This window comes from Nocardiopsis sp. NPDC058631, from assembly GCF_042716955.1.
Classification (GTDB): Bacteria; Actinomycetota; Actinomycetes; order Streptosporangiales; family Streptosporangiaceae; genus Nocardiopsis.
The window spans coordinates 20,650-44,869 of the sequence record NZ_JBHXQY010000003.1 but is presented as its reverse complement, the minus strand read 5'-3'; the positions used below and the strand labels follow the sequence as shown (position 1 = coordinate 44,869).

Sequence of the window (24,220 nt, the reverse complement as noted above, 5' to 3'; positions counted from 1 at the left end):
ACTCCGACGGCCGCCCCGACGGAGGAGGGCTCCCCCGGGCGGGGTCCGGGCGGGGGCCCGCACACGGGCGGCCCACCGGAGGTGCCGGTGGGCCGCCCGCGGTCGTCCCGGTCAGGTGGGGCGCAACCGGAAGACCTGGAGGCGCATGCCGTAGTACTTCTCGGTCTCGCCGACCCATTCCATGCCCAGTCGGCGGGCCACGGCGACGGCTCGTTCGTTCTTGGGGCGCGCGACCGCGAACACCTCCTCGATCCCCTGTTTGAACGCCCAGGCCATGATGGCCCGGCTCGCCTCGGTGGCGTAGCCCTGGCCCCACACGTCGGGGCGCAGCGCCCAGCTCAGTTCGAAGTCCTCCTCGAAGGGCGGGAGGAGCTTCAACGACAACCCTCCCACCAGCTGCCCGTCCTGCTCGCGGACGATCGCCCAGCGGCCCGCGGGCGGAATCAGGTTGGGCCCCGCCTCGATCCAGGCGTGCAGCACCGAGCGCATGGCGTTGGTATCGGTCACCGGATGCCACTCCGGCGTCAGCCAGTGCGCGACCTCGTCGGCCCCGTAGATCTTCAGGGCGTCCTCGGCGTCGCCCAGCTCCCACTCCCGGATGAGGAGTCGGTCGGTTGGCAACTCAAGGCTCATATCACAACCGTAACCCGGGACAAACCACCATGACAGGGGTGTGGGGGAAGAGTCTGCATCCGCGCGGTCGGCGCACTTTCGCACGGAACCGCCGAAGGACGCCCACGGTACCCGGACCCGATTGTCACGACCCCTTTACACGGAGTGCACGAGTGCCTATCGTGGAGCGTCACAACTGGGAGCGCTCCCAACTACCCCTGCACCCCCGCTCGCACAAGGAGTAGTCCCGATGAATCGCAGATCAGCGACCCTGGGGGCCGTCAGCGCCCTGGCGCTCGGCGCCCTGCTGTCCGGCTGCGGCCCCGCACAGGTCGAGACCGTGTCCGGCACGGCGTCCGGTACGGAGGCGGCCCGGACCGCCGCCCAGGACACGCCCTTCTACGTCAACCCCGACACCGGAGCGGCGAACTGGGTCGCCGACAACCCGGGCGACCCGCGCGCCTCCCTCATCGGAGAGCGCATCGCCGGCGTCGCCCAGGCGACCTGGTTCACCCGGTACAACCCCGAGACCATCGAGTCCGAGGTGGACGCCCTGACCGGCGCCGCCCAGTCCGCCGGCGCCGTGCCGATCATCGTGGTCTACAACGTCCCCGGGCGCGACTGCGGCAACCACAGCGGCGGCGGCGCCCCCGACCACGCCTCGTACCGGGCCTGGATCGACGCGTTCGCCGCCGGGCTCGACGACCGCCCCGCGACGGTCGTCGTCGAGCCCGACGCCCTGTCCCTCATGGGCTCCTGCCAGGGCCAGCCCCCGGCCGAGGTCATGGACTCGCTGGCCTACGCCGGGCGGACGCTCAAGGAGGGTTCCTCCGAGGCCCGCGTGTACATCGACTCCGGGCACTCCGCATGGCACTCCCCCGAGGAGGTCGCCGAGCTGCTGCACGGCGTGGACATCGCCGACAGCGCGGACGGCATCGCCGTCAACACCTCCAACTACCGCACCACCGCGGACGAGGTCGCCTACGCCGAGGCGATCATCGGCGCCACCGGCCTGGACGGGCTGGGCGCGGTCGTCGACACCAGCCGCAACGGCAACGGTCCCGCTCCCGACGACGAGTGGTGCGACCCGACCGGACGCGCCCTGGGCACACCCAGCACGACCGACACCGGCCGCCCGCTCATCGACGCCTTCGTGTGGGTCAAGCTGCCCGGTGAGGCCGACGGCTGCGCCGGTCCCGCCGGTTCCTTCGTGCCCGACCTCGCCTACGAGATGGCCCTGAACGCAGGGAACTGACGGACAGCCTCCGGGGGGCGGCGCGACCACCGTGTCGCCCGGCGGGGCCCGCCCCGCGGTCCTGGCCGCTCCCGTACCGGACCCCGCCCGCGCGGCGGGGTCCGGTCGCGTGCGCCCGCAGAACGGTGGGCGCCCTGACGCGTACGCGTCCCGGGGTGGCGGCGCAGGTGGCCCTGCCCGGGGCCTACACGCCCGGGGCCAGCGCCGCGTGGACGTCCTTGGTGATGCGACCGGCCACGTCGTCGATGCGTCCGACGAAGTAGAAGTGGCCCCCGGGCATGGTGTGCCGCTCGACCGGGCCGTCGACGTGGTCGTGCCAGGCGTCCAGGCGCCCGGGCGGCATACCGGGGTCGTCCTCTCCGCCGAAGGCCGACAGCGGTACGCGCAGCCTCTCGGCCCCGGGGCTCGGCCGCCAGGTGTCGACCAGTTCGAGGTCGGCGCGGACGAGCGGCTCCGCGAGCCGCCACCGGGCGGGGTCGGCCAGGACCGCGGCCGGGGTTCCGCCCATGCGGGCGATACCGTCGCGCAGACGGTCGGAGGCCAGGCGGTGGCGGGGCTGCTCCCGCTCGGGGCCGGGCGCGGGGCTCCACGCCGACACCCCCAGCCAGGAGGGCTCGCGGGCGCCGCCCGCGGCCATCCGCGCGGCCATCTCGTAGGCGACGAGCGCACCCATGCTGTGTCCGAAGAGGCCGAAGGGGCGGTCCAGCGCGTGACCGATGCGCTCGTTGAGATATTCGGCCAGGTCGGCGGCGTCCCGGTAGGGCTCGGCGTCCGCGCTGCGGCCGCGTCCGGGAGCCTCCACGAGGCACACGTCCCAGTCGGCGGGGAAGTGGCGCACCCAGGGGCGGTAACCCAGCGGCGATCCGCCCGCGTGGTGGAGGACGAAGAGCCGGAATCGGCTGCCGGGAACCGGCCTGAGCCTGGTCAGGACGCCCTCGTGCACTGCTCTCCCCTGCTTCCTCTCCGGGTTCGGCTCGGCGGCCATCGCGACAGGAAGAACTTACCAGTCGGTAATACCGACCGGTAACAAAGGGTGGGCACGCGGAACCCCGGACGGTGGCCACTCGTGGGGCGGCCTGGGCTCGCAGAACACGGGAGAGGCCCGGGCAGGCGGCCCGGGATCGGCGGCCGTGGCGTCGGACACGGCGCGGTGCGGCGGGGCAGCGCTCGCAGGGGTGGGCGACCGCGGCGGTCCGGCCTCAGCTCCGGTCGGACTCGCCGTCACGGGGTTCGTGGCCGGGACCGCGGTCGACCCGGGGCTGTCGGCGCACGGCGGCGAGCAGCATCTGGCGCCAGGCGGGCATTGCGGGGTCGGACCCGGGTCCGGAGGCCGCCTCGGCGGGAAGTGCGGGGTCCCGCGCCGCCTCGGCCTCGGCGACGCGTTCGCGCAGACGGCCCCTGACCTGCTCGGGCGTGTAGGCGCGGCGCTGCCGCTCGGCGCGCGCGATCACCACGCCGGACGCCGCGACGCCCACGAAAGCGGCCACTCCCAGGATTTTCCACCATCGCATGTGCCTAGGCTATCCGTGTGGCAGACACGAGTATGTCCCTGAACGAGGCGCTGGAGCTCACCCGGACCGGTGACGTGTGGGTCTTCCGGGGCACGAGCGTGCCCGACCGCGCCATCCAGATCACCACCAACAGCCCCGTCAACCACGTCGGCATGTCCATCGTGGTCGAGGACCTTCCACCTCTGATGTGGCACGCGGAGCTGGGCCGCTCCCTGCCGGACATGTGGACGGGCAGCCACCAGCGCGGCGTGCAGTTGCACGACCTCCGCGACGCCGTACTGGTGTGGGGCCGCAAGTACGGCCAGCAGGGCTGGGTCCGCCAGCTCGACCCCGTGGCGACCCGGGCGATGGAGGACGCGGCCCTGCGCACCGTGGCCCGGCTCGACGGCACCCCCTTCCCCTCCACCGCGCAGCTGGCAGCGCGGTGGGCGCGCGGGCGCCTGCCCCTGCGCAGGCTCCCGTTCGGGAGCCGTTCGCGCGAGCGGGCCCTGGAGACCGCCTACTGCGCCGAGGTCATGGCCCTGACCTACGAGGAGATGGGTCTGCTGCCGCGAAGCCGCCGCCCCGGGTACTACGACCCGGGGCGGTTCTGGAGCGGCGACGACCTGGAGTTGGAGGGCGGGGCGGCCCTGGGAGGGGAGATCCGTGTGGAGCTCCCCGCCGACTGACCCTCCTCCCGACCGGACCGCGGGGCGCCGCGGTCCGGCGGGGAGGGGTCAGGGCAGGTGGAAGAGTTCGGTGAGCGGGACCATGCCCTCGTCGGGACGCCCGGGCAGGTTCTCGAAGAAGGGCGCCATCTCGGCCTGCCAGCGGGCGTTGACGTCGGTACGCGCCATGGCCTCCCGGGCGGCCTCGAAGTCCTCGGTCTCCAGGTAGCCCACGACCATGCCCTCGTCGGTGCTGAAGAGGGAGTAGTTGTGCCAGCCCGTCGCGGTGAGCGCCCCACGCATCTCGGGCCAGACCCGGGCGTGCCGCTCCCGGTACTCGGCGAGGCGGTCGGGGCGGACCTTGAGGATGAAGCAGACACGCTGCACGGCGTGGTCCTCCTGGAGGTGGGAGGGAGCGGGTGGAACGTGCTCCACCCGCTCCGGACGGCGGGTCGGTCGGGTCAGAAGTCGAAGTCGTCGATGTTGTCGGCGTCGAAGACGGTGGGCGGGCCCAGGACGATCTCGCCGTCGGCCTCGACGGTGTACTCGCCCAGGTCCCCGGCCTCGAAGGTCTCGCCCTCGGCGCCGGTGATCCGTCCCGCGCTCAGCGCGGCGCCCGCGTACCCGGCGAGGTAGCCGAGCTCCTCGGGGTTCCAGAGCGCGAAGGAGTCGACGGTGCCGTCCTCCACGAACTCGCGCATCTGGTTGGGGGTGCCCAGGCCGGTGATGGCGACCTCGCCCTTGTACTCGGAGTCGCTGACGTAGCGGGCGGCCGCGGCGATGCCGACGGTCGTCGGGGAGACCACGCCGTCCAGGTCGGGGTGGGACTGCATGAGCCCCTGCATCTCCTGGAAGGACTGGAGGTCGTCGTCGTTGCCGTAGACGGTGTCGACCAGTTCGAGGTCGGCGTACTCCTCCTCGGCCAGGACCTCCTCCATGGCGGCGATCCACGAGTTCTGGTTGGTGGCGTTGGGGGTGGCGGACAGGACGGCGAAGGTGCCCTCGCCCCCGATCTGCTCGGAGATCATCTCGACCAGGGTGCGGCCGATGAGCTCGTCGGAGGACTGGTTGACGAAGATGTCCGTGCAGTTGGCGTTGGAGTCGTAGCCGACGATGGCGGCGCCGTTGTCCCTGGCCTGGTCGAGTGAGGGGCACACCGCGTCGGGGTCGTTGGCGGCGATGACGACGACGTCGCTGCCCGCCTGGCTGGCGGCGTTGATGTACTCGACCTGGGAGTCGGCGGTGGGCTCGGTGCCGCCCCGCTCGGTGAACTCACCGGCCAGTTCCTCCACCGCGACGGCGCCGCCCTCGTTGACGATGTCGGAGTAGGGGTTGTTGAGCTGCTTGGGCAGGAAGTCGATCTTGAGGCCCTCGGGGATCTCTGCGTCCGGGTCGGCGGTACCGGTCGGACCGGAGGTGTCCTCCTCCTGGGCGTCGTCGATGGTCGTGCCGCCGCAGGCGGCGGTCATCAGCACCGTGAACGCGGAGGCGGCCAGCAGCAGGTGGCGGGGGCGGCGGTCGGTCATGTGGGTTCTCCCTTGGTGGGGTCGGACGCGGGGGCGGTTCCGGTCGCGGCGGGCCGCGGCGGTTCCGTTGCCGGCCCGGGCCGGGGTGCGCGTGCGGCGCGTATCCGGGCCACGATGTTGGGGGTGACGACGGAGGCGATGAGGATGAGCCCGGTGACGATCTGGAGGACCTCGCTGCTGATGCCGAACAGCTGGAGGGCGTTGCGGATCGTACCGAGGAGCAGGACGCCGCTCATGACGCCCAGGATCGAGCCGATGCCGCCGAAGATGGACACCCCGCCGAGGAGGACGGCGGCGACCACCTGGAGCTCCAGCCCGAAGGCGGTGTCGGCGCGGGAGGTGCCGTACTGGAGGGTCCAGAAGACCCCGGCTCCGGAGGCGACGACGCCGCTGAGGGTGAACAGCCAGAACTTGGTCCACCTGACGGGGACCCCGGTGAAGCGGGCCGCCTCGTCGTTGTTGCCGATGTCGAACAGGGACCGGCCGATACCGGTGGCGTGCAGCAGGACGGCGAAGGCCGCGGCCAGGGCGAGGATCGCCACGGCGACCCACGGCAGCCCCTCGACGCCGAGGAAGGGCGCGCGGGCGCCGCTCACCCAGTCGCGGGGGTAGCTCGCCACGGCGCGGTCCCCGAGCAGCACGTAGGCCAGCCCCCGGTACAGGGCCATGGTGCCGATCGTGACGGCCAGGGACGGCAGCCCGCAGACGGTGACCAGGACCCCGTTGAGGGCGCCCAGGGCGGCGCCGACGGCCAGGCAGATCCACAGGGCCGTCTCGATGGGGATCCCGGACTCCCAGAGCACGCCCAGGGTGGCGCCGGTGAGGGCGAGGGTGCTGGCCACGGAGAGGTCGATCTCGCCGGTGATGACGATGAGCGTCATCGGCAGGGCCATCAGGGCGATGGCGGCGATACTCAGCACGAGGAAGTCGATGTTGCGGCCGGTGGCGAACATGTCGACGAACATCCCGGCGCCGAGCAGGGCGACCACGAGCGATCCGACGACGGGGGCCTCCCGTGCCGAGAGCAGCGCCGTGATCCGGGATCCGGTCGTACGCCGGCCGGGGGTTCCGCCGGGGGCGGTGGCCGGGGCCGGGGCGGTGACGGTGCGTTCAGGCGCCACGGGCACCTCCTCCTCGAAGCTTGCGTGCCGTGCGCAGCGCGAGCAGCCGGTCCAGGCCGATGGCGGCCAGGATGAGCGTGCCCACCACGGCCTGGTGCCAGAACGGGTTGATCTGCCAGATGGGCAGGGCGGCGGTGATGGTGGTGAGCAGGACCGCGCCGAGGGCGGCTCCGTAGACGGTGCCGACCCCGCCGGCGATGGCGACGCCGCCGACGACCGCCGCGGCGACGACCTGGAGTTCCATACCGTTGCCGACGGTGGAGTCGACGGTGCCGTAGCGGGCGGCGAACAGCACTCCGGCGAGTCCGGCCAGGGCTCCGTTGGCGGCGAAGGCCAGGATGACCCGGCGTCCGGCGGGGATGCCGGACAGGCGTGCGGCGTCGGCGTTGGAGCCGATGGCGTACAGCTCGCGGCCCGACCGGTAGTTGGCGAGGTAGAAGCCGACGGCGGCGACCACGGCGATGGCGATCGCGGCGGGCAGCGGTACGCCGAGGATGCTGACGCGGCCCAGGAGCAGGAAGGCTGCGGGCATGTCGGTGGCGTTGACCTGGCCGCCGTCGGCCCACCAGTGGCCGAGTCCGCGGTAGGCGTAGAGGGTGCCCAGGGTGACGACCAGGGCGGGGACCCGTGCGGTGGTGACGAGCAGGCCGTTGAGCAGCCCGCACACGAGGCCGATGAGGATCCCGGCGAGCATGGCGACGGGGACGGGCAGCCCGGGGAGGGCCACGAAGAGCGCCCCGGTTCCGAAGGCCGACAGCCCCATCACGGAACCGACCGAGAGGTCGACGTTCCTGGTGATGAGGACGAGGGCCTGGCCGACGGCGAGGACGGCGAGGACCGTGGCGCCCAGGAACAGGTCGCGGACGCCCTGGGTGGACAGGAACCCGGGGTTGTACAGCCACGTGGCGGCGATGAGCAGGACGACCGCGAGGAGCACGCCGAGTTCTCGGACCTGGCGCCGGCGCCGCGCGGGGCGGCCGGTGGGCTGGGGCGGGGCCCCGGCGGTGGAGGTCTGGGTGGTGGAGGGTGCGTTCATCAGGCGGCCTCGTTCGGTCGCTGTCCGGTGGCCGCGTACATGACGGACTCCTCGTCGGCGTCGGCGCGGTCGATCTCGGCGGTGACCCTGCCCTCGTGCATGACCAGGACGCGGTCGGCCATGCCCAGGACCTCGGGGAGTTCGCTGGAGACCATGACGATGGCGAGTCCCCGTCCCGCGAGGGTGGAGAGCAGGCGGTGGACCTCGGCCTTGGTGCCGACGTCGATGCCGCGTGTGGGCTCGTCCACGAACAGCACCTCGGGCTCGGTGGAGAGCCACTTGGCGAGGACGACCTTCTGCTGGTTTCCGCCGGAGAGGGTGGAGACGGGGTCGCCGATGCTGCCGAACCGGAGTTCGAGCCGTTCGCCCCACTCGCGGGCGGAGTCGCGTTCGGCGCGCGGGCGCAGGATGCCGAGGCGGCTGAGCGGCCCGCGGCGGGTGGCGGTCGCGTTGCGATCGATGGAGGACTCCATGACCAGCCCCTGCTGGCGGCGGTCCTCGGGGACCAGGGCCATGCCCGCGGCCATGGCGGCCCGCGGCCGACCGGCGGGCAGGACCGTGCCGTGGACGCGGACGGTGCCCTCGTCGTAGCGGTCGACGCCGAAGACCGCGCGGACGACCTCGCTGCGCCCGGCGCCGACGAGTCCGGCGAGGGCGACGATCTCACCGGCGCGCACCCGGAAGGACACGTCGGCGAACACGCCGTGGCGGGTGAGCCCGTCGACCTCCAGGACGGTGTCCCCGTGCTCGGCGTCCTCCTTGGGGTAGAGGCTGGTGACGTCGCGGCCGACCATGCGCCGTACGACGGTGTCCACGTCCAGGTCGCCAACGGGGTCACAGGAGACGAAGCCGCCGTCGCGGACGACGGTGATGCGGTCGCAGAGGGCGAAGACCTCGTCGAAGCGGTGGGAGATGAACAGCAGGGCCGAACCGGAGTCGCGCAGCGTGCGGGCGACGGTGAAGAGGCGTTCGGCCTCCACCCCGGACAGGGCCGCCGTGGGCTCGTCCATGACCAGGACCCGGGCGCGCCGGGTGAGGGCCTTGGCGATCTCGACGAGCTGCTGGTCGGCGATGGACAGGCCGCGTGCGGGCCGGTCGGGGTCCATGTGGACGCCGAGGCGCTCGAAGGCCTCCTCGGTGTCGCGCCGCATGCGCCCCCGGTCGATGGTGCGCAGGCGGGTGAGGGGCTGGCGGCCGACGAAGATGTTCTCGGCGACCGACAGGTCGGGGAACAGGGTGGGTTCCTGGTAGATGACCGCGACGCCGGCGCGCTGTGCGTCGGCGGGGGCGGTGAAGTGGGTCGGCGTGCCGTCGACCAGGACCTGTCCGCCGTCGGGCCGGTGGACGCCCGCGATGGTCTTGACCAGGGTGGACTTGCCGGCCCCGTTCTCTCCGACCAGCGCGTGGATCTCTCCGGGGCGCAGTGCCAGGGACAGTCCCCGCAGGGCCCTGACGCTCCCGAAGGACTTGGTGACGTCCACCAGCGCGAGGGGTGGAGGGACCTCTGTCGGGTCCACGTGCGCCCTCCTTCTCCGGTGCCGGTTCGGTGGTGTTCCACCGAACGTACAAAAACGTTTTAATATGAACTGGATGTTAAGTGTCACACACACCCCCGTCAAGAGGATCACCATGGAATTCCCAGGTATCGCCCTGGTAACGGCCTCGGGACGGGTCCCGGCCCGCTCCGCACCCCGCGCCTCCCGGAGCCCCTGCCACAGGTAGGTTGTTGACACGTTTCAATCCGGGTGTGAGCATGTTCCCCCGCACATCGGCGCCGGATCAGTAGCATGCGTTCGCGCAGTTCCCTGATGCCCGTCCGAACACGCCCCGGGAGAATCTCCTTGTCCACCAGGCCCCGACCCACCCGCCCCTCAGTGGGCATCACCGAGGTCGCGCGGCACGCCGGGGTCTCCCCCGGCACCGTGTCCAACGTCCTCAACCGCCCCGAGCGCGTCGCCGGTGCCACCCGGGCCAAGGTCGAGGCGGCCATCGCCGAGCTCGACTACGTGCGCAACTCCTCCGGCAGCAGCCTGCGGTCGGGCCGCAGCGGCTCCGTGGGGCTGCTCGTCCTGGACGTCACCAACCCCTTCTTCACCGAGGTCGCGCGCGGCGTGGAGGACGAGGCCGCCGAGGCGGGCCTGGCAGTGGTGCTGCTCAACTCGGCCGAGGCCCAGGACCGGCAGCGGCGCAACGTGCGCCTGCTCGCCGAGCAGCGCGCCGCGGGCGCGGTGGTGATGCCCGTGGACGACGACCTGTCCGACCTGCTGTGGCTCAGCCACCAGGGCACCTCCTGGGTGGCACTGGACCGGGGCGACGTCGCCGAGGAGGTCGGGTGCAGCGTCAGCGTCGACAACCACGCGGGCGGCCTCGCCGCAGGACGGCACCTGATCGGCCTCGGCCACGAGAGGGTCACCTTCCTGACCGGGCCCTTCGCCATCGAACAGGTGCGGCGCCGCCACGAGGGGCTGCGGGACGCCTTCACCGAGGCGGGGATGGACCCCGAGGCCCACGTGCGGGTGGTCGAGCAGCCGCTGCTCAACCCCCAGCAGGGCGAGCGGGCCGTGGACGCGGTCCTGGCCGGAGGTCCGCGCCAGCGCCCGCAGGCGGTGTTCTGCGCCAACGACCAGCTCGCGCTCGGCCTGATGAAGGGGCTGGGGCGGCGCGGCCTGCGGGTGCCGGACGACATCTCGGTGGTCGGCTACGACAACGTCGACCTCGCCGACCTGGTCCACCCCGGTCTGACCACCGTCGCCCAGCCCAAGTACGACCTGGGGCGCACGGCGATGCGGCTGCTCGGCTCGGAGCTCAACGACCCCGCCCACCGGCACGAACGGGTGCTGTTCACCCCCGAACTGGTGGTGCGGGGCTCCACGGCCGCCCACCGGGACTGATGCCTGGCCCTGGGGCGCCGCTCCCCCGGGGTCGCCCCGCGCCACTGTGCCCCTGAGGTCCTGACCCGAAGGAGACGAGTCACGATGACCGACGCCGCCGCTGGACACACCGCGACCACGTCGGAGTCGTTCGCGCTGCGCAGAAACTCGTAGCGTGAGGAACCGAGCGCGAAGAAGTCGAGCGCCGACGTGTTCGCGAGCCCAGGAAGCCTTCGACCGCCAGCGGGGCCTGGTGTTCACCATCGAGTGGCGCCGTTTTTCCTGGACGTACGGGGCCGATGCCGACCGGGCCCTGATCGGCCCCGCCTATCTGGGGCACGTCGCCGTCGGCCTCAAAGACGGCTGGTCCTGGGGGTACCAGGACCGGGACGGAAAGTGGAGGTAGGTCCAGCGCGACCGCGTCGACCTCCTGGTCGAGGCCGTCATCCAGGACCGGGCGGGATTCCAGCCGCCGCTACCGAGTCGTTCCGCATACAGGAAGGTGCGCGGAACGCGTTGAGACGCAAGAGACAAAAGCCGCGAAATCGGCACGCATCCATTGAGGTGATCTCAGCGACGTGCCTGTTCTGTCGCGGTTATGCCATGGTGTCGGGATCACCCCTCCACCCTTACCGAGATCACCTCGGTGAGACCGCCACCTTTTGTGTCACCAGCAGTTGACCCAACTCTTGGGTGCATCGGGTGAGCGCGACATACAGTCCGTTCCAGCCCCGGGGTTCGGCGATGATGCCAGGGGCATCGATGACCAGGGTGGCGTCCCATTCCAGGCCCTTGGCATCGGTCGGGGAGAGAACTGATGTGCCGGGTAGCACCGCTCGCAAAGCTGGCACGCGTTCGAGGGGGGCGATGACACCGACCGTCCCTCCCGCCCACCGCTCTGACAGCTCCTCGACGATACGGACCGCCTCGGCCGCAAGGTCATGCTCGCCTACAGTGCGCTCCCAGGGCTCGACGCCCGAGGCCCGGACGGCGCGGGGCGGTTCGTTCTGGCTGCCCGCGTTCTGGAGTACCGGCCCGGTGAGGGCCATGACTTCGAGCGGAGTGCGGTAACAGATGGTCAACCGGGCTTGTGTCCATCTCGTGCCGAAGGCCGCGCTGACCGCTTCTTCCCAGGTCGTGTGCCGGTGCGGTGCCTCGGCCTGATCGATGTCGCCGACAGCGGTGATCGATCGAGAAGGACAGCGGCGCATCACCATGTGCCACTGCGTCTGGGAGAGTTCCTGCGCTTCGTCCACGACGACGTGTCCGTAAACCCAGTCCCTCTGTGCCGCGGCACGATCGGTCAGGAACTCCCTCTGCTCCCCGCTCGATCGCACATCACCCAGAAGATCGTCCAAGGCATCGAACAGGGGAATGTCACTGCTCGCCCACGCCTTCGGTTCACCGACGATCATGCCTCTTTCGACGTCGGTGAGCTCCGGCGTCCACCGGCGCAACAGTGCTTCGTCACCAAGTAGCCGGTGTAGTTCGTCCTTCGTATCGCGGGTCGGCCACCACCCCTCCAGGGTCGCGGCCACGCCGGGGTCGACAGCGATCCGGTCGTGTAGCCGCTCCAGGTCCTCCTCCGTGAGAGCCCCGTCGACATCGGTACCGGTTGTTCCGTTGCGCGCAGCGCGGTTGTCGGAGTGCGTGATTCCGGCATCGAATCGGGCGAGCAGGTCCTCGAAGCCCTCCTCCATCTGCGCCAGAATCTCTTCGTTGCGTTCGGCTATCGCGTCGGTCAGCAAATGGTAGACCTGTTCGCTGAAGATGGCGCGCGCCGCGTGGTAGGAGTGCCCCGAGGTCGCTGAGGCGAGGGCTCTGGAAATCCTTTGTTCACTGATCGTGTACCGTTCCCCCTCCCAGACCAGTTCGAGGTCGACGGGCTGCGGGATGAGAGATGCCGAGTACTGGGAAAGCACCTGTTGCCAGAGCGCTCGACCTTTGATCTCCGCGATCTCGCGCGACTCGACACGCTCCACGCCGATTCCCGGAACGAGGGCGTCGCAGGTCGCCGACACGAGGGCGGTCTCCCCGAGTGCTGGTAGCACCTGGGTGATGTAGTCCAGGAAACGCTGTGACGGCCCGAGTACCAGTACGCCCTGTGCGGCGAGCTGCGGATAGGTGAAGAGCAAGTACGCCACCCGGTGAAGCGCCACCACGGTTTTGCCGGTGCCCGGGCCGCCTTGCACGACCAGCGGACCTTGGGAGTCAGCGCGAACCACCTCGTCCTGCTCGCGCTGCAAGGTGGCCGCTGCGGTACTCATTCGACCAGTGCGCCGCGACCCGAGGGCGGCGAGCAGGGCGCCCTCACCAACCAGCTCACTCGCCCTCGACCCGTCGAGTGGCTCGTCGTCAACGCTGATCACTTCGCGCCCGTCGACGCGCACGTGGCGACGTCGGCCCTGGCCCTGGGGGTCAACCGGCGTCGCGGTGTAGAAGGCCCGTGCGGCCGGCGCACGCCAGTCAATCACCAGAGGATCGCTGTCGTCTCCGGCGCTGGATATGCCGACGCGCCCCACATGGAGGACTGTCTGGTCGAGCGCGTCGAGCCGACCGAAGATCAGGCCCTTGTCTGCGCGCCGCAACTCCTCGCGGTGGTTGATCATCATGCGCATCCGGGCTTGCCCGGTTGCGTCGCCCGCCGGGGTCGCGAGCTCGGCTTCGAGGTACTGGAGTATCCCGTCGCGGCGGGTGAAGGCCTCGTCGAGGATGATCTGTTCCTCGGCTATGGCTGCGGCGTGCGCAGCAGGGTCCTCATTCAGTCGTGTGGTGACATTGCGTGTGGGCACTCGCACTCTATTCCATACGTTCCATGGTGACGGCGAAGAGCGTAACACCACGACGCTGCGGAATATTCGGACCTGCCGCAAGGATATGCCACATCTGCGTTGGCTTGCCTTGGAAGGCGGTCTCTGCCTCTTCACACGCTCAGATTCAGCCTTGGGCCCATTCCTTGAGTCATTTATCGAAAGCCGCGCCGGCTCTGTGCCGCAGAGGAGTTCGGGTGAAACAGGGCCGTCCGTATCGGGGCTCTTTGGTCCGCGTCGGTGGGCGGGCCACTCCGAGCTCAGCAAGCTCGGCGTGGCCCGGTTCGCGTTCCACCTGTGCTGCACGACCGGAAGGAGTCCACCCTCCAGAGGTACGGGTCCGACGTACTCAGCTCGTCGGCTGGACCGGTTCGGCCGCCTCGTCAGCCGACTCGGCCCGCCCGCCGCCGAACACCTTCTTCACGAGCCTTCGCGTCACCTTCTGTAGCTCCGGGCGCTCCTGCCCGGCGGCGTCGGGGGCTCCGGTCTCCGCGGTGGTCCGCGAGGTGAGCTTGCCCTGGTCGAAAGGGGTGATGGACATGGTGGCGCTCCTCAGTGGCTATGGATCAGAGGCTGCGGGCGGTGATGTCGCCGTAGGAGGTGCTCGCGTGGATGTTCAGGCCCGCGTCTGCGCCGTCGGTGTTGTTGAGCGCGTTGTGGATCCGGCCGTAGGAGGTACCGGCGTCCATCGAGGCGGAGACCCCGGCGGCGGCGCCGACCGAGATCTGGCCGGACTCGGTGCGCAGCTCGACCAAGCCGTGCACGGCCTCGGTGATGGTGATGTCGCCCTTGCTGACGCTGATCCGGGCGGGGCCGCCCAGGCGGCCGACCGAGACGTCACCGTCCTGGAGGGTCAGGCGGGCGCTGGCGGCCTCGTCGAGCTTGACCGGGCCCTGTGCGCCTTCGAAGGCGACGTCGCCGAGGCGGCCGACGCCGCGGAGCTCGAAGCCGGCGGCCTTGGCCTCGATGCGGGAGCCGACGGGCAGCTGGACGGTGACCTCGACGGATCCGGAGGGACCGAAGAGCTGGTTCTCGGACGCGAGGGTGTGGATCCGCAGGACGCCGTCGGCGTAGTCGACGGTGGTCTGCTCGGCGGCCTTGACGTCGCGGCCCTTGGAGGCGTTGACGGGCAGGACCTCGACGGTGGTGTCGGCGCGGTCGGCGGCGATGAACTGGATGCGCCCGGCGGGGATGTCCAGGACGGCGGAGACGGGGGCGGGGGTGGCGAACGTGTGCATGGTGCTCTCCTGTGACTCGTTGTTTCTGACAATGGAAACGCTACGTTGCTTTCTACTCTCTGGCAACACGTTCGTTGCCTAAAAACAGCATTGATGCAGGCAGAATCTATTATTTCGTTGCAATAGTTTTGAGATCAATGCAACAAGGATCATGTCATTCGTTGCAATGCAGTGAGAGTGAACGCTGTGCTGGACACACCGCGGGCCACGGGGGAGATCGCGATGGCGGAAGGCGGACTCACCCAGGCCGAACACGACAGATCACGCTGGGGCCGGCCGACCTCATCGGTCAGGTGTTGGGCCTGGACGCCTGCATGGCGGTCAGCCGATGGACGAAGAGCGCGGCGGCGAGTCCTTCGGCCAGGCCAGCGCCCAGCACGGCCACCGACTCCGCGGGCAGGGGGCCGTGGTCGGCCGCGGCCCGGTGCAGGGTGGGTCCGGGGATGTGGGCGGTGGCCGGCCAGGGCGGGTTCGCGTCGGGGTCGGCGTCCACGACCTGGGCGGTGTAGAGCCCTCCCACCTTGCGCGCGGCAGCTAGGGGCCGATCCGTTTGGGGTCGCCGTCGAGTAGGGGGTCGGTCATGGCACCGCTTTCGAGAGGGGGTCGGTCCGGCTGGGAGCAGATGATCCCAAAAACCCGCACCAGCGGGAGTTCCTTGCCGATACCGGCCGTTCCCGGTCTCCTGGGTATGCCCGTACGGTCGCTTCGCTCTGCACCAGCGGCTCTCTTGGCCACGAACTCTGACGCCCTTGGCGGGAGAAGGAGTCGGGTCCCCAGGCGCCGATGTGACGGAGAGGTGCGCTGGCGGACGCCCCGACCTACGGAGGCCTGCGTGAGGACCTCCGGGACCGGTCCGGTAACGGCTACCTCGACTGCCTCGGATACCTCGCGTCGGGCGCCGGCACACTCCCCCAGTCGGTGTCCGACCCCAGGTAGAAGCTCGGCTGCACGGGCTGGTTGTAGCCGGTCTGCTGCCTGGCCACGCCCACCCGGTACTGCGGGTCCTGCATGAGCGTGTGCAGCTTGCGGTCGGTCACCTCGGTACTGGTGTGGATCCGCAGCGCCGTGCTGTCCTCGGTGCGCACGACCAGCTCCTCGCGCCAGTCGCCGAGCACGTCCGCGACCAGGGCGGGGTTGCCCTTGGTCCCGTTGTTGGTGAGGGTGCCCTCCGCGGTGAGCAGCGTGCCGCGGCTCCAGTCCTCGATCCTGGGGGCCTGTGACTGGTCCCCGGTACTGGTGCCCTCCACGGTCTGGGTGGTCATGTCGGCGGCCCAGCGGATGCTCATGTTCGTGCCCGGTGTCCTGTCCCCCAGGTACTCGCCGGCGGCGCTCCACAGGCCCGCCTCGACGTCGTCGCCGGGCGGCATCGAGGACCACGCCTCCAGCCCGGGGACGTCCGGGTCGACGTCGCCGACCATGGCGCGCCCGGTGTCCACCCCGGTGTAGCCGCCGAACAGGACCTCTCCCGTGGCGGCGTCGCGCATCGCGAAGCCGTGGGGGGCGTGTGCGCCGCCCTCGTGGACGGTCCAGACCTCCAGGCCCTCCCGCCCGGGGTCGAGGTCCCCCACGTGCATGGCGTCGCCGTGCCCGAGCTTGGTGTACTCGCCCTCCACCTCGCTTCCGGGAGGCCCCTCGGCGTGGGAGGAGTACAGCAGCGACCCGTCGTCGTCCAGCGTCGCGGCTCCGTAGACGATCTCCTGACGGCCGTCCCCGTCGACGTCGGCCACGTCCAGGGAGTGGAACCCCTGTCCGGCCAGCGACCCCAGGTCGGGGTCGGCGCCCCGGCCTGCGTGCGGCGAGGCGTCGAAGGGGTTGTCCATCGGCACGTGGCCGCTGTCGGCCAGCCAGCGCCGGTGGAGGGACTCCCCGTCGAAGTCGTAGGCCGCCACGGCCGAGCGCGTGTAGTAGCCCCGGGAGAACACAGCGGAGGGGTGCTCGCCGTCCAGGTAGGCCACGCCCGACAGGAGGCGGTCCACCCGGTTGGCCGGCTCGATGCGCGCCATGGCGTAGTCACCCCACAGGAGTCCGTCGTCGCCGCGCCCGGGCTCGTAGCGGACGGTGTCCAGCTCCGTGCCGGTCAGGCCGTCGAACACGGTCAGGTACTCGGGTCCGTCCACGACGAAGCCCTCGAACTCCCGGAGCAGGTTCCGTTCGCTGCGCCCCGGGGCGTACTCGTCCACGAAGAAGTCCGCGAGGGCCACGGCGTCCTCCCGGTCGAGCGGGTAGTCGTACGCCGGTTCCGTTCCCAGCGCCTCCTCCAGGGTGCGCGGCCAGGTCCCCGCCACCACCTCGGGGTGCTCGTGCCACCCCTGGAACACCCCGACCAGGTGCTCGTGGTAGTCCTCGGCGCTCATGCGGTAGTCGTCGCCGTGGCCGTATCCGGCCTCGACGTCCTCCTCCGGCAGGGTCACGTACTCCTCCGCGGCGGTCCCGTCCTCGTCGAAGGCCAGGGTCCTGGTCCCCGGCGCGGTCTTGAGCATCAGCTCGGACCGGCCGTCGCCGTCGAGGTCGTAGACGAGGAACTGGGTGTAGTGCGCGCCCGAGCGGATGTTCACGCCCAGGTCGACGCGGTGCAGGAGTTCGCCCTCCAGCGTGTAGGTGTCCACGTAGGTGTTGCCCGTGTACCCGCGCTGGGAGACGTCCTTGGCGTTGGTGGGGTCCCACTTGACGACGAACTCGTAGCTGCCGTCGCCGTCCACGTCACCCACGCTGACGTCGTTGGCGGTGTACCCGTACTCCTCCCCCGCAGGGGTCGTGCCGCCCTCGGGCCTGCGCAGGGGCAGGTCGTGGTGGCCGTCCGCCCACACGGCCGCCTCGCCCCCGGGCCCGATGTCGAGCCGTCCGCCGGGGTTGCGCGGGAACGGCACGACCTCGTACTCGGCGTCCTCCGTGCCGTCGGTGTCGAGGAGGTTGGTGCTGTCCGCCACGGTCGCGATGCCCCTGCCGTCCCGGTACACGGCGAACCTCGGGCCCGTGAGCCCGGCGTCCGTGTGCCCGGTGACCTCGTGGGCGAGCAGCCGCCAGCTCAGGAAAACGCCTTCCGCGGTCTTGACCGCGACCAGACCCCGGTCCAACCGCTCCAACTGGAGACCCGAACCGCCCGCCGGTTCGGCCAGAGCGACGCCCCCTCCCACGAGAACGACTGCACACACGCCTGCGACCAGGGGGCTTCTTCTCAGGATGGAACGCCGGGGGATGCCCACGGATAACGCCTCCTCAGACAGCGGGGCGGCCCACACTAGCGGGCAAGCGCTTTCCATCCAAGACCCCTTCCGGGTCGGACGGGGACCCCGACCACCCGGGGGTGGGAGGTCACAGGGATCGCGCACGACCGGTTCCGGGGCGGAAACGGACACCGCCGTGGCCCGTTGGCCTCCTTTGCCCCGCAGCCGACCTGCGCAAGGTTTCCCCCAGTGGAACGGTGGGCACCGGGCGTGTGTGGTTGCTGTCCCGACTCGGAACGAAGGGGCTTATGAGCTGTCAGGGCACGGGCGGTCCGGGCGGGAACCGTTCGGACACGGGCGGGGTGGTCCTGGAGGGGACGGACGTGAGCGGCCCCGGTGCGGGGTCCGAGGCCGTGGCAGAGGCGGAGCTGACCACCAGGAGGGGACTGTTCCGCGTCCTGGCACTGCGGGACCCGACCGACGGCGGGGAGCATGCCGCACTGGTCCTGGGCGAGGTCTGCGAGGGCGAGGACGTGCTGGCGCGAGCGCACTCCGAGTGTGTGACCGGCGACGTCTTCGGGGCACTGCGCTGTGAGTGCGGTGACCAGTTGGAGGCGGCCCTGGACCTGATCTGCGCCGAGGGGCGGGGTGTGGTGGTGTACCTGCGCGGGCACGAGGGCCGGGGCATCGGGCTGGTGGAGAAGGTGCGCACCCTCGCCGTCCAGGACGAGCACGGTCTGGACACCGTGGACTCGGCGACCGCGCTGGGCCTGCCCGTGGACGTGCGCGACTACGGTCCGGCCGCGCGGATCCTGGCCCACCTCGGGGTGCGGTCGGTCCGGCTCCTGTCGAACAACCCGGCCAAGGTGCGGGCGCTCCGGGAACACGGGGTCAAGGTGGCCTCCCGTGTCCCGCTGCTGATGCCCGCCCGCAGGGAGAACGTCGCGTACCTGACCGCCAAGCGGGACCGGCTGGGCCACGACCTCCCGCACCTGGACGGTCCGCGTGGGTGATCCCGCCGCCTTCGGCGCGGCCGCCTGCGCGCAGGTGTCGCTGCTGGCGCTGCTCGGGTCCGCGGTGGGGCTCGGACCGGCGGGCTGGGCGGCCGGGGCCGTCTACCTGCTGGCGGGAACGGCGGTCCTGGTGTGGGCTGCGCGGCGGTCCGGCCGTGAACGCCTGGGTCCCGCCGACCGGGTGACACTCGCACGGGCGGTGCTCGTCGGCGGCGTGGTCGCGCTGGTCGCGGACGGCGGACCCGCGTGGCCCCTGGTCGCCCTGGCGTCGGTCGCTCTGGCCCTGGACCTGGTGGACGGCCTCGTCGCCCGGGGTACCCGGACGGAGTCGCCCTTCGGGGCCCGGTTCGACATGGAGGTGGACGCGTTCCTGATCCTGGTGCTGAGCGTACGGGTGGCGTCCGAGCTGGGGTGGTGGGTGCTGGCGATCGGCGCGATGCGGTACCTGTTCGTCGCCGCGGCGCAGGCCGCGCCGTGGTTGGGCGGACCGCTGCCGCCGAGCCAGGCGCGCAAGGCGGTGGCCGTGGTGCAGGGGGTGGCCCTGGTGGTCGCCGCCGCCCCGGGCGTCCCCGTGTGGGCTGCGGTGGCGGTGGTCTCGGCCGCCCTGGTGTCGCTGACGTGGTCGTTCGGGCGCGACGCCGTGGGGTTGTGGCGGTCCGGGCCGGGACGGGCCGGCACGGGGGCCGTCGGTCCCCGCGCGGACACGCGGCACGGAGGAGGGGCATGAGCCGTACGGCGCGGGCGTTCTGGGTGAGGTCGCCGGGCGAGGGGGAGATCCGGGAGAGCGAGCTGTCCGCTCCCGCGCCCGGCGAGGTGGTGGTGCGCGCGCTGTACTCGGGTGTGAGCCGGGGTACCGAGGCCCTGGTGTTCCGGGGCGGGGTGCCGCCGAGCCAGCGGCAGGTCATGCGTGCGCCGTTCCAGGAGGGCGGATTCGACACCGCGTTCAAGTACGGGTACCTCAACGTCGGTGTGGTCGAGGAGGGCGCGCCGGACCTGGTGGGCGCGACGGTGTTCACCCTCTTCCCTCACCAGACGCGGTTCGTGCTCCCGGCAGCGGATCTGCGCCTCGTACCCGACGGCGTTCCGCCGGAGCGCGCGGTCCTGGCGGGGACGGTGGAGACGGCGGTGAACGCGCTGTGGGACGCCCCGCCGCTGCTCGGCGACCGGCTGACGGTGGTCGGCGCCGGGATGGTGGGATGCGCCGTGGCCCGTCTGGCGTCCCGGGTGCCGGGGGTGCGGGTGCAGCTGGTGGACGTGGACCCGGCCCGCGCGCAGGTCGCCGAGCGGCTCGGGGTGGAGTTCGCGCTGCCCCAGGACGCGCGCGGCGAACGCGACCGGGTCTTCCACACCAGTGCGAGCGCGGCCGGGTTGGAGCGCTCGCTGGAGCTGGCCCGCGTGGAGGGGGAGGTGGTGGAGATGAGCTGGTACGGGGACCGGCGGGTCGGTGTACCGCTGGGCGAGCACTTCCACTCGCGCCGCCTGAGCGTGCGCGCCACGCAGGTGGGCATGGTCTCGCCGGCGCGCAGGGGGTCGCGCGGTTACGGGGACCGGCTCGACCTGGCACTGGAGCTGTTGGACGATCCCGCCTTCGACGCGCTGGTCACCGGGGAGAGCGCGTTCGAGGAGCTGCCCTCGGTGATGCCGCGCATCGCCGACGGCAGCCTCCCCGCCCTCTGCCACCGCATCGTCTACCCGGCACCCTGACCCCGGCCCGTGGCGCGCGCCCGACACGACCGCTTCCGACATCCGAGGAGTACGCCGATGTACAGCGTCACCGTCCGCGACCACCTGATGGTCGCCCACAGTTTCCGGGGTGCGGTGTTCGGTCCCGCCCAGCGCCTGCACGGGGCGACGTTCGTCGTGGACGCCACCTTCCGCCGCCGCACGCTCGACGCGGACAACATCGTGGTGGACATCGGCCTGGCCACCCGTGAGCTGGGGTCCCTGGTCGCCGAGCTCAACTACCGCAACCTGGACGAGGAGCCGGACTTCGCGGGGGTGAACACCACCACGGAGTTCCTGGCCCGTGTGGTCGCGGACCGGCTGGTCGAACGGATCGACGCGCGGGCGCGGGGCCTGGACTCGGTAGCGGTCACCCTGCACGAGTCGCACGTGGCCTGGGCGAGCTACGAGCGCGAGCTGTGAGGACCGTCCTCGTCGTCCCGGAGGGGGGCGCGCCCAGCGGCGGCGGTACCTACGACCGCCGTCTGCGCGACGCCCTGGCCGGTCTGGGGCGGCCGGCGCGGGAGGCCGCGGTCCCCGGCGCCTGGCCGGACCCGGACCCCGGGGCGCGGGCCGGGCTCTCCCGCGTGCTGGCCGGCGTCCCGGACGGGACGGTGGTGCTCCTGGACGGGCTCGTCGCCTGCGGGGTGCCCGAGGTGGTGCTCCCCCACGCGTCCCGTCTGCGGCTGGTGGTCCTGGTACACCTGCCGCTGGCCGACGAGACGGGGCTGCCGCAGGCGCGGGCAGCCGAGCTGGACGGCCGCGAGCGGACGGTCCTGCGTGCCGCCCGCGCCGTGGTGGCCACGAGCCGGTGGGCCGCGCGGCGGGTGGCGGACCACCACGGGATCGGCGGCGTGCACGTGGTCGAACCCGGCGTGGACCCGGCGCCCCTCTCCCCCGCCGGCGACGGCTCCCGTCTGTTGTGCGTGGCCTCGGTGACCCCGCGCAAGGGGCACGACGTCCTCCTGGCCGCGCTCGCCGCGCTGGCGGATTTGCCCTGGTGGTGCGTGTGCGTCGGCCCGGGGGCCCGCGACTCCAGTGCCGGGTCCGGGCCCGAGGCCCACGAGGAGCGGCTCCGCGACCTCGTGGGCGCACACGGTCTGGCCGACCGGGTGCGGTTCACCGGTCCCCTCACCGGGGCCGCCCTGGAGTCCGCCTACGCCGGATCCGACCTGCTCGTGCTCCCGTCCCGGGCCGAGACGTACGGCATGGTCGTGACCGAGGCGCTGGCCCGGGGGATCCCGGTCGCGGCGACGGACGTGGGCGGGGTGCCCGAGGCGCTGGGCCTCGACGCGGAGGGGAACCGCCCGGGGCTGCTGGTCCCTCCCGGGGAGCCGGACGCCCTGGCCGACGCCCTGCGGCGCTGGCTCACCGGCCCCGCGCTCCGGGACCGGCTGAGGCGTTCGGCCCGCGGACGGCGTGAGGGCTTGGCAGGATGGGAGGCGGCGGCCCGGGGCATGGCCGCCGTCCTCGACCGGGAGGGGGCACGTTGAGCACGACCGGGGTTCCGGCGTTCGCGCCGCAATGGCTGGCGCTGCGCGAGGGCGCGGACGCGCGGGCACGCGCCACCGCGCCGCCCGCGCTCCTGCGCGACCACGGTCGGGTCGTCGCCGACCTGGGCTGCGGGACGGGGGCGATGGGGCGCTGGTTGGGGCCGCGCCTGCCCGGCCCCCAGCGCTGGATCCTGTTCGACCGTGACCCGACCCTGTTGGAGGTGGCGCGAAAGCGCGTGCCCGCCGCGTCGGTGCGGACGCGCCGCCTGGACCTGGCGGCGCTGCGTGCCCCGGACCTGGCGGGGGTGACCCTGGTGGTGGCCTCGGCGCTGCTCGACCTGCTCACCGGGGCGGAGGCGGGGGTGCTCGCCGAGACGGTGGCGGCGGCGGGGTGTCCCGCGCTGTTCTCGCTCTCGGTGGTCGGCCGGGTGGAGCTCTCTCCCGGGGATCCGTCGGACGCGGCGTTCGCGCAGGCGTTCGACGACCACCAGCGACGGGAGGGGCGGCTGGGCCCGGAGGCTGCCGCGTTCACGGCCGACGCGTTCGAGGGCCTGGGCCGACAGGTGCGGTCGTTCCCGAGCCCGTGGCGCCTGGGACCCGGCGACGCGGCGCTGACACGGGCGTGGCTGCGCGGCTGGGTGGGCGCCGCCGTCGACCAGGACCCGTCCCTGCCCCACGGCGCGTACCTGGAGCGCCGGCTGGCGCAGTGCGCACGGGGGGAACTGGAGGTCACGGTGCACCACACCGACCTCCTGGTGCTTCCGCGTTCCCCGGAACCCGTGTGAGGGTCCCGCGGCCGGCCACGGGAGCCGGTTGCGCCGCGGGCGCCCTCCCGGTTGCGCCGCGAGGACCGCGAAAGGTGCGCGTCCCCTGCCCGGTGCGCGTCCCACCGGGCGGGGGCACGCGGATCGGGCGGCTCCACGGAGTTTGCCGGGGTCACCCGGCGGGGAGCACACCCACCTACGGCGGACCGGTGGCGCCCACCGCAGTTCGAGGGGCGACGAGCACATGAGTACCACGACCACACGGGGGTTGCGGGACGGGGCGGGGGCGGGCGGTCCCGCGGCCCCGGCCGGAGGGGCCCCGTTGGGCCGGTGGAGGGCGTGGGCGCGGACGCTGGCCGGGGCGGCGGTCCTGGCCGCGGTGGTGTGGTGGTACCCGCGTGAGGCGTTCACCGACGCGTTCTCCGCGGTGGACGCCGTTTCCGCCCTGGCCGCCCTGGTGGTCGGCGGGGCGACGACGGTGCTGTGCGCGGCCCGCTGGCGGGTGGTGGCGTGCGGGGTGGGCCTGCGGCTGCCGTTCCGCCGCGCGGTGGCCGACTACTACCTGTCCGTGTTCCTGAACGCGGCGCTGCCCGCCGGGGTGCTCGGCGACGTGAACCGCGCGGTCGGCCACGGCCGGTCCAGCGGCGACCTCGGGCGGGGCGTACGCGCGGTGGTTTTGGAGCGCACGGTGGGTCAGGCGGTACTGGCATCGGCGGGCGCGGTGCTGCTCCTGGCCCTGCCGGCCGCACTGCTCGGCCCGGGGCTACGGGCGGTGGGGGTGTCGGCGGGGATCATGGCACTGGCCGCCCTGGCGGTCGCGGCGGGCCTGCGGGCGGGCCGTGCCCGCCAAGCCCGCTGGTGGCGCGGTCTGCGCACCGCCGCGTCCGACGCCCGCGCGGGGGTGTTCGCGCACGGGCCGCTCCTGGTGGCGCTGTCGGCGGCGGCGCTGGCCGGGCACGTGTCCCTGTTCGTCCTGGCCGCGAGGCTGGCCGGGTCCTCCGCCCCGGTCCCCCAACTGGTCCCGTTGCTGGTCCTGGCGCTCCTGGCGATGAGTGTGCCGGTCAACGTCGGCGGCTGGGGTCCGCGTGAGGCGGTCACGGCACTGGCGTTCGGCGCGGCGGGGCTGGGAGCCGCGACGGGGTTGACGGCGTCGGTGGTCTACGGGCTCCTCGCCCTGGTGGCGGCGCTGCCGGGCGCCGCGGTCCTGCTGGTGCGGCTCGTGCGCCGCCGCGGGGCCGGGGACCCGGCGGCGTCACCTCCCCTGTGAACCGGAGGCGGGGAGAGGCGCGGCAGCAGCGCCCGGGCGGCGCCCGGTGAGGACGGGCCCGGCGATGAGCGCGACCCCTCCCAGGTTGCGCACCGGACCCGCCCCGGCCGCTCGCCACTCGCGTCTGCGCGTCCCACAGGCCCTTCCGGCCCCATCGGTGCCGGCGGTTCG

The 24,220-nt window shown here is 72.3% G+C and carries 24 protein-coding genes; 11 read left to right on the top strand and 13 right to left on the bottom strand.

From position 1 onward, the window contains the following. Nucleotides 1-111: 111 nt before the first annotated feature. The gene (locus ACFWTE_RS02125) at nt 112-633 is read right to left on the bottom strand and encodes a GNAT family N-acetyltransferase (RefSeq protein WP_378777056.1); all 522 of its coding nucleotides are present in this window, start codon (nt 631-633) and stop codon (nt 112-114) included. A gap of 229 nt (nt 634-862) precedes the next feature. Between ACFWTE_RS02125 and ACFWTE_RS02120 the strand changes: the two genes are divergently transcribed. Continuing rightward, nucleotides 863-1,867 carry a glycoside hydrolase family 6 protein gene (locus ACFWTE_RS02120; RefSeq protein WP_378777054.1) on the top strand — a complete coding sequence of 335 codons (1,005 nt, stop codon included), beginning with the start codon at nt 863-865 and terminating at the stop codon, nt 1,865-1,867. A 184-nt stretch (nt 1,868-2,051) separates the two neighbouring features. Here the strand turns inward: ACFWTE_RS02120 and ACFWTE_RS02115 are convergent, their stop codons facing one another. Both ACFWTE_RS02115 and ACFWTE_RS02110 read right to left on the bottom strand, forming a co-directional pair. Next, nucleotides 2,052-2,810 carry a thioesterase II family protein gene (locus ACFWTE_RS02115; RefSeq protein WP_378777248.1) on the bottom strand — a complete coding sequence of 253 codons (759 nt, stop codon included), beginning with the start codon at nt 2,808-2,810 and terminating at the stop codon, nt 2,052-2,054. A 256-nt stretch (nt 2,811-3,066) separates the two neighbouring features. Next, entirely contained in the window at nt 3,067-3,354 is a 288-nt protein-coding gene (locus tag ACFWTE_RS02110) for a hypothetical protein (protein ID WP_378777246.1), read from the bottom strand. Nucleotides 3,355-3,410: 56 nt separating this feature from the next. On the opposite strand from ACFWTE_RS02110, the gene ACFWTE_RS02105 reads away from it, so the two are divergent. Beyond that, nucleotides 3,411-4,046, top strand: a complete 636-nt coding sequence (locus ACFWTE_RS02105; RefSeq protein WP_378777244.1) for a hypothetical protein — start codon at nt 3,411-3,413, stop codon at nt 4,044-4,046. Nucleotides 4,047-4,094: 48 nt separating this feature from the next. Here ACFWTE_RS02105 and ACFWTE_RS02100 read toward each other — a convergent pair whose 3' ends face one another. From ACFWTE_RS02100 to ACFWTE_RS02080, 5 genes are all read right to left on the bottom strand, one after another. After that, entirely contained in the window at nt 4,095-4,412 is a 318-nt protein-coding gene (locus ACFWTE_RS02100; RefSeq protein WP_378777052.1) for an L-rhamnose mutarotase, read from the bottom strand. Nucleotides 4,413-4,486: 74 nt separating this feature from the next. Then, the gene (rhaS, locus tag ACFWTE_RS02095; RefSeq protein ID WP_378777049.1) at nt 4,487-5,551 is read right to left on the bottom strand and encodes a rhamnose ABC transporter substrate-binding protein; all 1,065 of its coding nucleotides are present in this window, start codon (nt 5,549-5,551) and stop codon (nt 4,487-4,489) included. Continuing rightward, nucleotides 5,548-6,678: an ABC transporter permease gene (locus tag ACFWTE_RS02090; RefSeq protein ID WP_378777047.1), complete on the bottom strand. Its 1,131-nt coding sequence runs from the start codon at nt 6,676-6,678 to the stop codon at nt 5,548-5,550. Before ACFWTE_RS02090 ends, rhaS begins: the two co-directional genes overlap by 4 nt. Next, nucleotides 6,662-7,708 (bottom strand): ABC transporter permease, encoded by a 1,047-nt coding sequence (locus ACFWTE_RS02085; RefSeq protein WP_378777046.1) that lies wholly within the window; start codon nt 7,706-7,708, stop codon nt 6,662-6,664. Before ACFWTE_RS02085 ends, ACFWTE_RS02090 begins: the two co-directional genes overlap by 17 nt. Continuing rightward, the gene (locus tag ACFWTE_RS02080; protein WP_378777044.1) at nt 7,708-9,225 is read right to left on the bottom strand and encodes a sugar ABC transporter ATP-binding protein; all 1,518 of its coding nucleotides are present in this window, start codon (nt 9,223-9,225) and stop codon (nt 7,708-7,710) included. The genes ACFWTE_RS02085 and ACFWTE_RS02080 overlap by 1 nt, the downstream gene beginning before the upstream one ends. A 324-nt stretch (nt 9,226-9,549) precedes the next feature. Here ACFWTE_RS02080 and ACFWTE_RS02075 point away from each other — a divergent pair, with 324 nt between their 5' ends. Both ACFWTE_RS02075 and ACFWTE_RS02070 read left to right on the top strand, forming a co-directional pair. Continuing rightward, nucleotides 9,550-10,599, top strand: a complete 1,050-nt coding sequence (locus ACFWTE_RS02075) for a LacI family DNA-binding transcriptional regulator (protein ID WP_378777042.1) — start codon at nt 9,550-9,552, stop codon at nt 10,597-10,599. A gap of 154 nt (nt 10,600-10,753) precedes the next feature. Next, a complete protein-coding gene (locus ACFWTE_RS02070; RefSeq protein WP_378777040.1) occupies nt 10,754-10,984 on the top strand; it encodes a hypothetical protein in 231 nt (76 codons plus the stop codon). A gap of 232 nt (nt 10,985-11,216) precedes the next feature. Here the strand turns inward: ACFWTE_RS02070 and ACFWTE_RS02065 are convergent, their stop codons facing one another. The 5 genes from ACFWTE_RS02065 to ACFWTE_RS02045 all read right to left on the bottom strand — a co-directional run bounded on the left by ACFWTE_RS02065 (nt 11,217) and on the right by ACFWTE_RS02045 (nt 17,886). Next, entirely contained in the window at nt 11,217-13,370 is a 2,154-nt protein-coding gene (locus ACFWTE_RS02065; RefSeq protein WP_378777038.1) for a HelD family protein, read from the bottom strand. Between the two features lie 367 nt (nt 13,371-13,737). Then, entirely contained in the window at nt 13,738-13,929 is a 192-nt protein-coding gene (locus tag ACFWTE_RS02060; protein ID WP_378777036.1) for a hypothetical protein, read from the bottom strand. A 25-nt stretch (nt 13,930-13,954) separates the two neighbouring features. Then, nucleotides 13,955-14,695: a DUF4097 family beta strand repeat-containing protein gene (locus ACFWTE_RS02055; RefSeq protein WP_378777034.1), complete on the bottom strand. Its 741-nt coding sequence runs from the start codon at nt 14,693-14,695 to the stop codon at nt 13,955-13,957. 220 nt (nt 14,696-14,915) lie between these two features. After that, nucleotides 14,916-15,146: a hypothetical protein gene (locus tag ACFWTE_RS02050; RefSeq protein WP_378777032.1), complete on the bottom strand. Its 231-nt coding sequence runs from the start codon at nt 15,144-15,146 to the stop codon at nt 14,916-14,918. A 343-nt stretch (nt 15,147-15,489) separates the two neighbouring features. Then, nucleotides 15,490-17,886 (bottom strand): rhamnogalacturonan lyase, encoded by a 2,397-nt coding sequence (locus tag ACFWTE_RS02045; protein WP_378777031.1) that lies wholly within the window; start codon nt 17,884-17,886, stop codon nt 15,490-15,492. Between the two features lie 287 nt (nt 17,887-18,173). Between ACFWTE_RS02045 and ACFWTE_RS02040 the strand changes: the two genes are divergently transcribed. The 7 genes from ACFWTE_RS02040 (at nt 18,174) to ACFWTE_RS02010 (ending at nt 24,049) form a co-directional block, all read left to right on the top strand. Beyond that, complete coding sequence (locus ACFWTE_RS02040) at nt 18,174-18,803, top strand: GTP cyclohydrolase II (protein ID WP_378777029.1); 630 nt, start codon at nt 18,174-18,176, stop codon at nt 18,801-18,803. Then, the gene (locus ACFWTE_RS02035) at nt 18,796-19,530 is read left to right on the top strand and encodes a CDP-alcohol phosphatidyltransferase family protein (protein ID WP_378777026.1); all 735 of its coding nucleotides are present in this window, start codon (nt 18,796-18,798) and stop codon (nt 19,528-19,530) included. The genes ACFWTE_RS02040 and ACFWTE_RS02035 overlap by 8 nt, the downstream gene beginning before the upstream one ends. Next, on the top strand, nt 19,527-20,507 hold the full coding sequence (locus ACFWTE_RS02030) for a zinc-binding alcohol dehydrogenase (RefSeq protein ID WP_378777024.1): 981 nt from the start codon (nt 19,527-19,529) through the stop codon (nt 20,505-20,507). Before ACFWTE_RS02035 ends, ACFWTE_RS02030 begins: the two co-directional genes overlap by 4 nt. A gap of 57 nt (nt 20,508-20,564) precedes the next feature. Beyond that, nucleotides 20,565-20,948, top strand: a complete 384-nt coding sequence (locus tag ACFWTE_RS02025; protein WP_378777022.1) for a 6-pyruvoyl tetrahydropterin synthase family protein — start codon at nt 20,565-20,567, stop codon at nt 20,946-20,948. Then, nucleotides 20,945-22,018, top strand: coding sequence for a glycosyltransferase family 4 protein (locus tag ACFWTE_RS02020; RefSeq protein WP_378777021.1), 1,074 nt, complete (start codon nt 20,945-20,947; stop codon nt 22,016-22,018). Before ACFWTE_RS02025 ends, ACFWTE_RS02020 begins: the two co-directional genes overlap by 4 nt. After that, a complete protein-coding gene (locus ACFWTE_RS02015; RefSeq protein ID WP_378777019.1) occupies nt 22,015-22,803 on the top strand; it encodes a class I SAM-dependent methyltransferase in 789 nt (262 codons plus the stop codon). Before ACFWTE_RS02020 ends, ACFWTE_RS02015 begins: the two co-directional genes overlap by 4 nt. A gap of 223 nt (nt 22,804-23,026) precedes the next feature. Next, nucleotides 23,027-24,049, top strand: coding sequence for a lysylphosphatidylglycerol synthase domain-containing protein (locus ACFWTE_RS02010; RefSeq protein ID WP_378777017.1), 1,023 nt, complete (start codon nt 23,027-23,029; stop codon nt 24,047-24,049). Nucleotides 24,050-24,220: the final 171 nt, after the last annotated feature.

Bases quoted from the DNA above. Each gene is read 5' to 3' on its own strand.
- ACFWTE_RS02125 (WP_378777056.1), bottom strand. From the start codon at position 633: ATGAGCCTTGAGTTGCCAACCGACCGACTCCTCATCCGGGAGTGGGAG.
- ACFWTE_RS02120 (WP_378777054.1), top strand. From the start codon at position 863: ATGAATCGCAGATCAGCGACCCTGGGGGCCGTCAGCGCCCTGGCGCTC.
- ACFWTE_RS02105 (WP_378777244.1), top strand. From the start codon at position 3,411: ATGTCCCTGAACGAGGCGCTGGAGCTCACCCGGACCGGTGACGTGTGG.
- rhaS (WP_378777049.1), bottom strand. From the start codon at position 5,551: ATGACCGACCGCCGCCCCCGCCACCTGCTGCTGGCCGCCTCCGCGTTC.
- ACFWTE_RS02085 (WP_378777046.1), bottom strand. From the start codon at position 7,708: ATGAACGCACCCTCCACCACCCAGACCTCCACCGCCGGGGCCCCGCCC.
- ACFWTE_RS02060 (WP_378777036.1), bottom strand. From the start codon at position 13,929: ATGTCCATCACCCCTTTCGACCAGGGCAAGCTCACCTCGCGGACCACC.
- ACFWTE_RS02045 (WP_378777031.1), bottom strand. From the start codon at position 17,886: ATGGAAAGCGCTTGCCCGCTAGTGTGGGCCGCCCCGCTGTCTGAGGAG.
- ACFWTE_RS02030 (WP_378777024.1), top strand. From the start codon at position 19,527: ATGAGCCGTACGGCGCGGGCGTTCTGGGTGAGGTCGCCGGGCGAGGGG.
- ACFWTE_RS02025 (WP_378777022.1), top strand. From the start codon at position 20,565: ATGTACAGCGTCACCGTCCGCGACCACCTGATGGTCGCCCACAGTTTC.
- ACFWTE_RS02010 (WP_378777017.1), top strand. From the start codon at position 23,027: ATGAGTACCACGACCACACGGGGGTTGCGGGACGGGGCGGGGGCGGGC.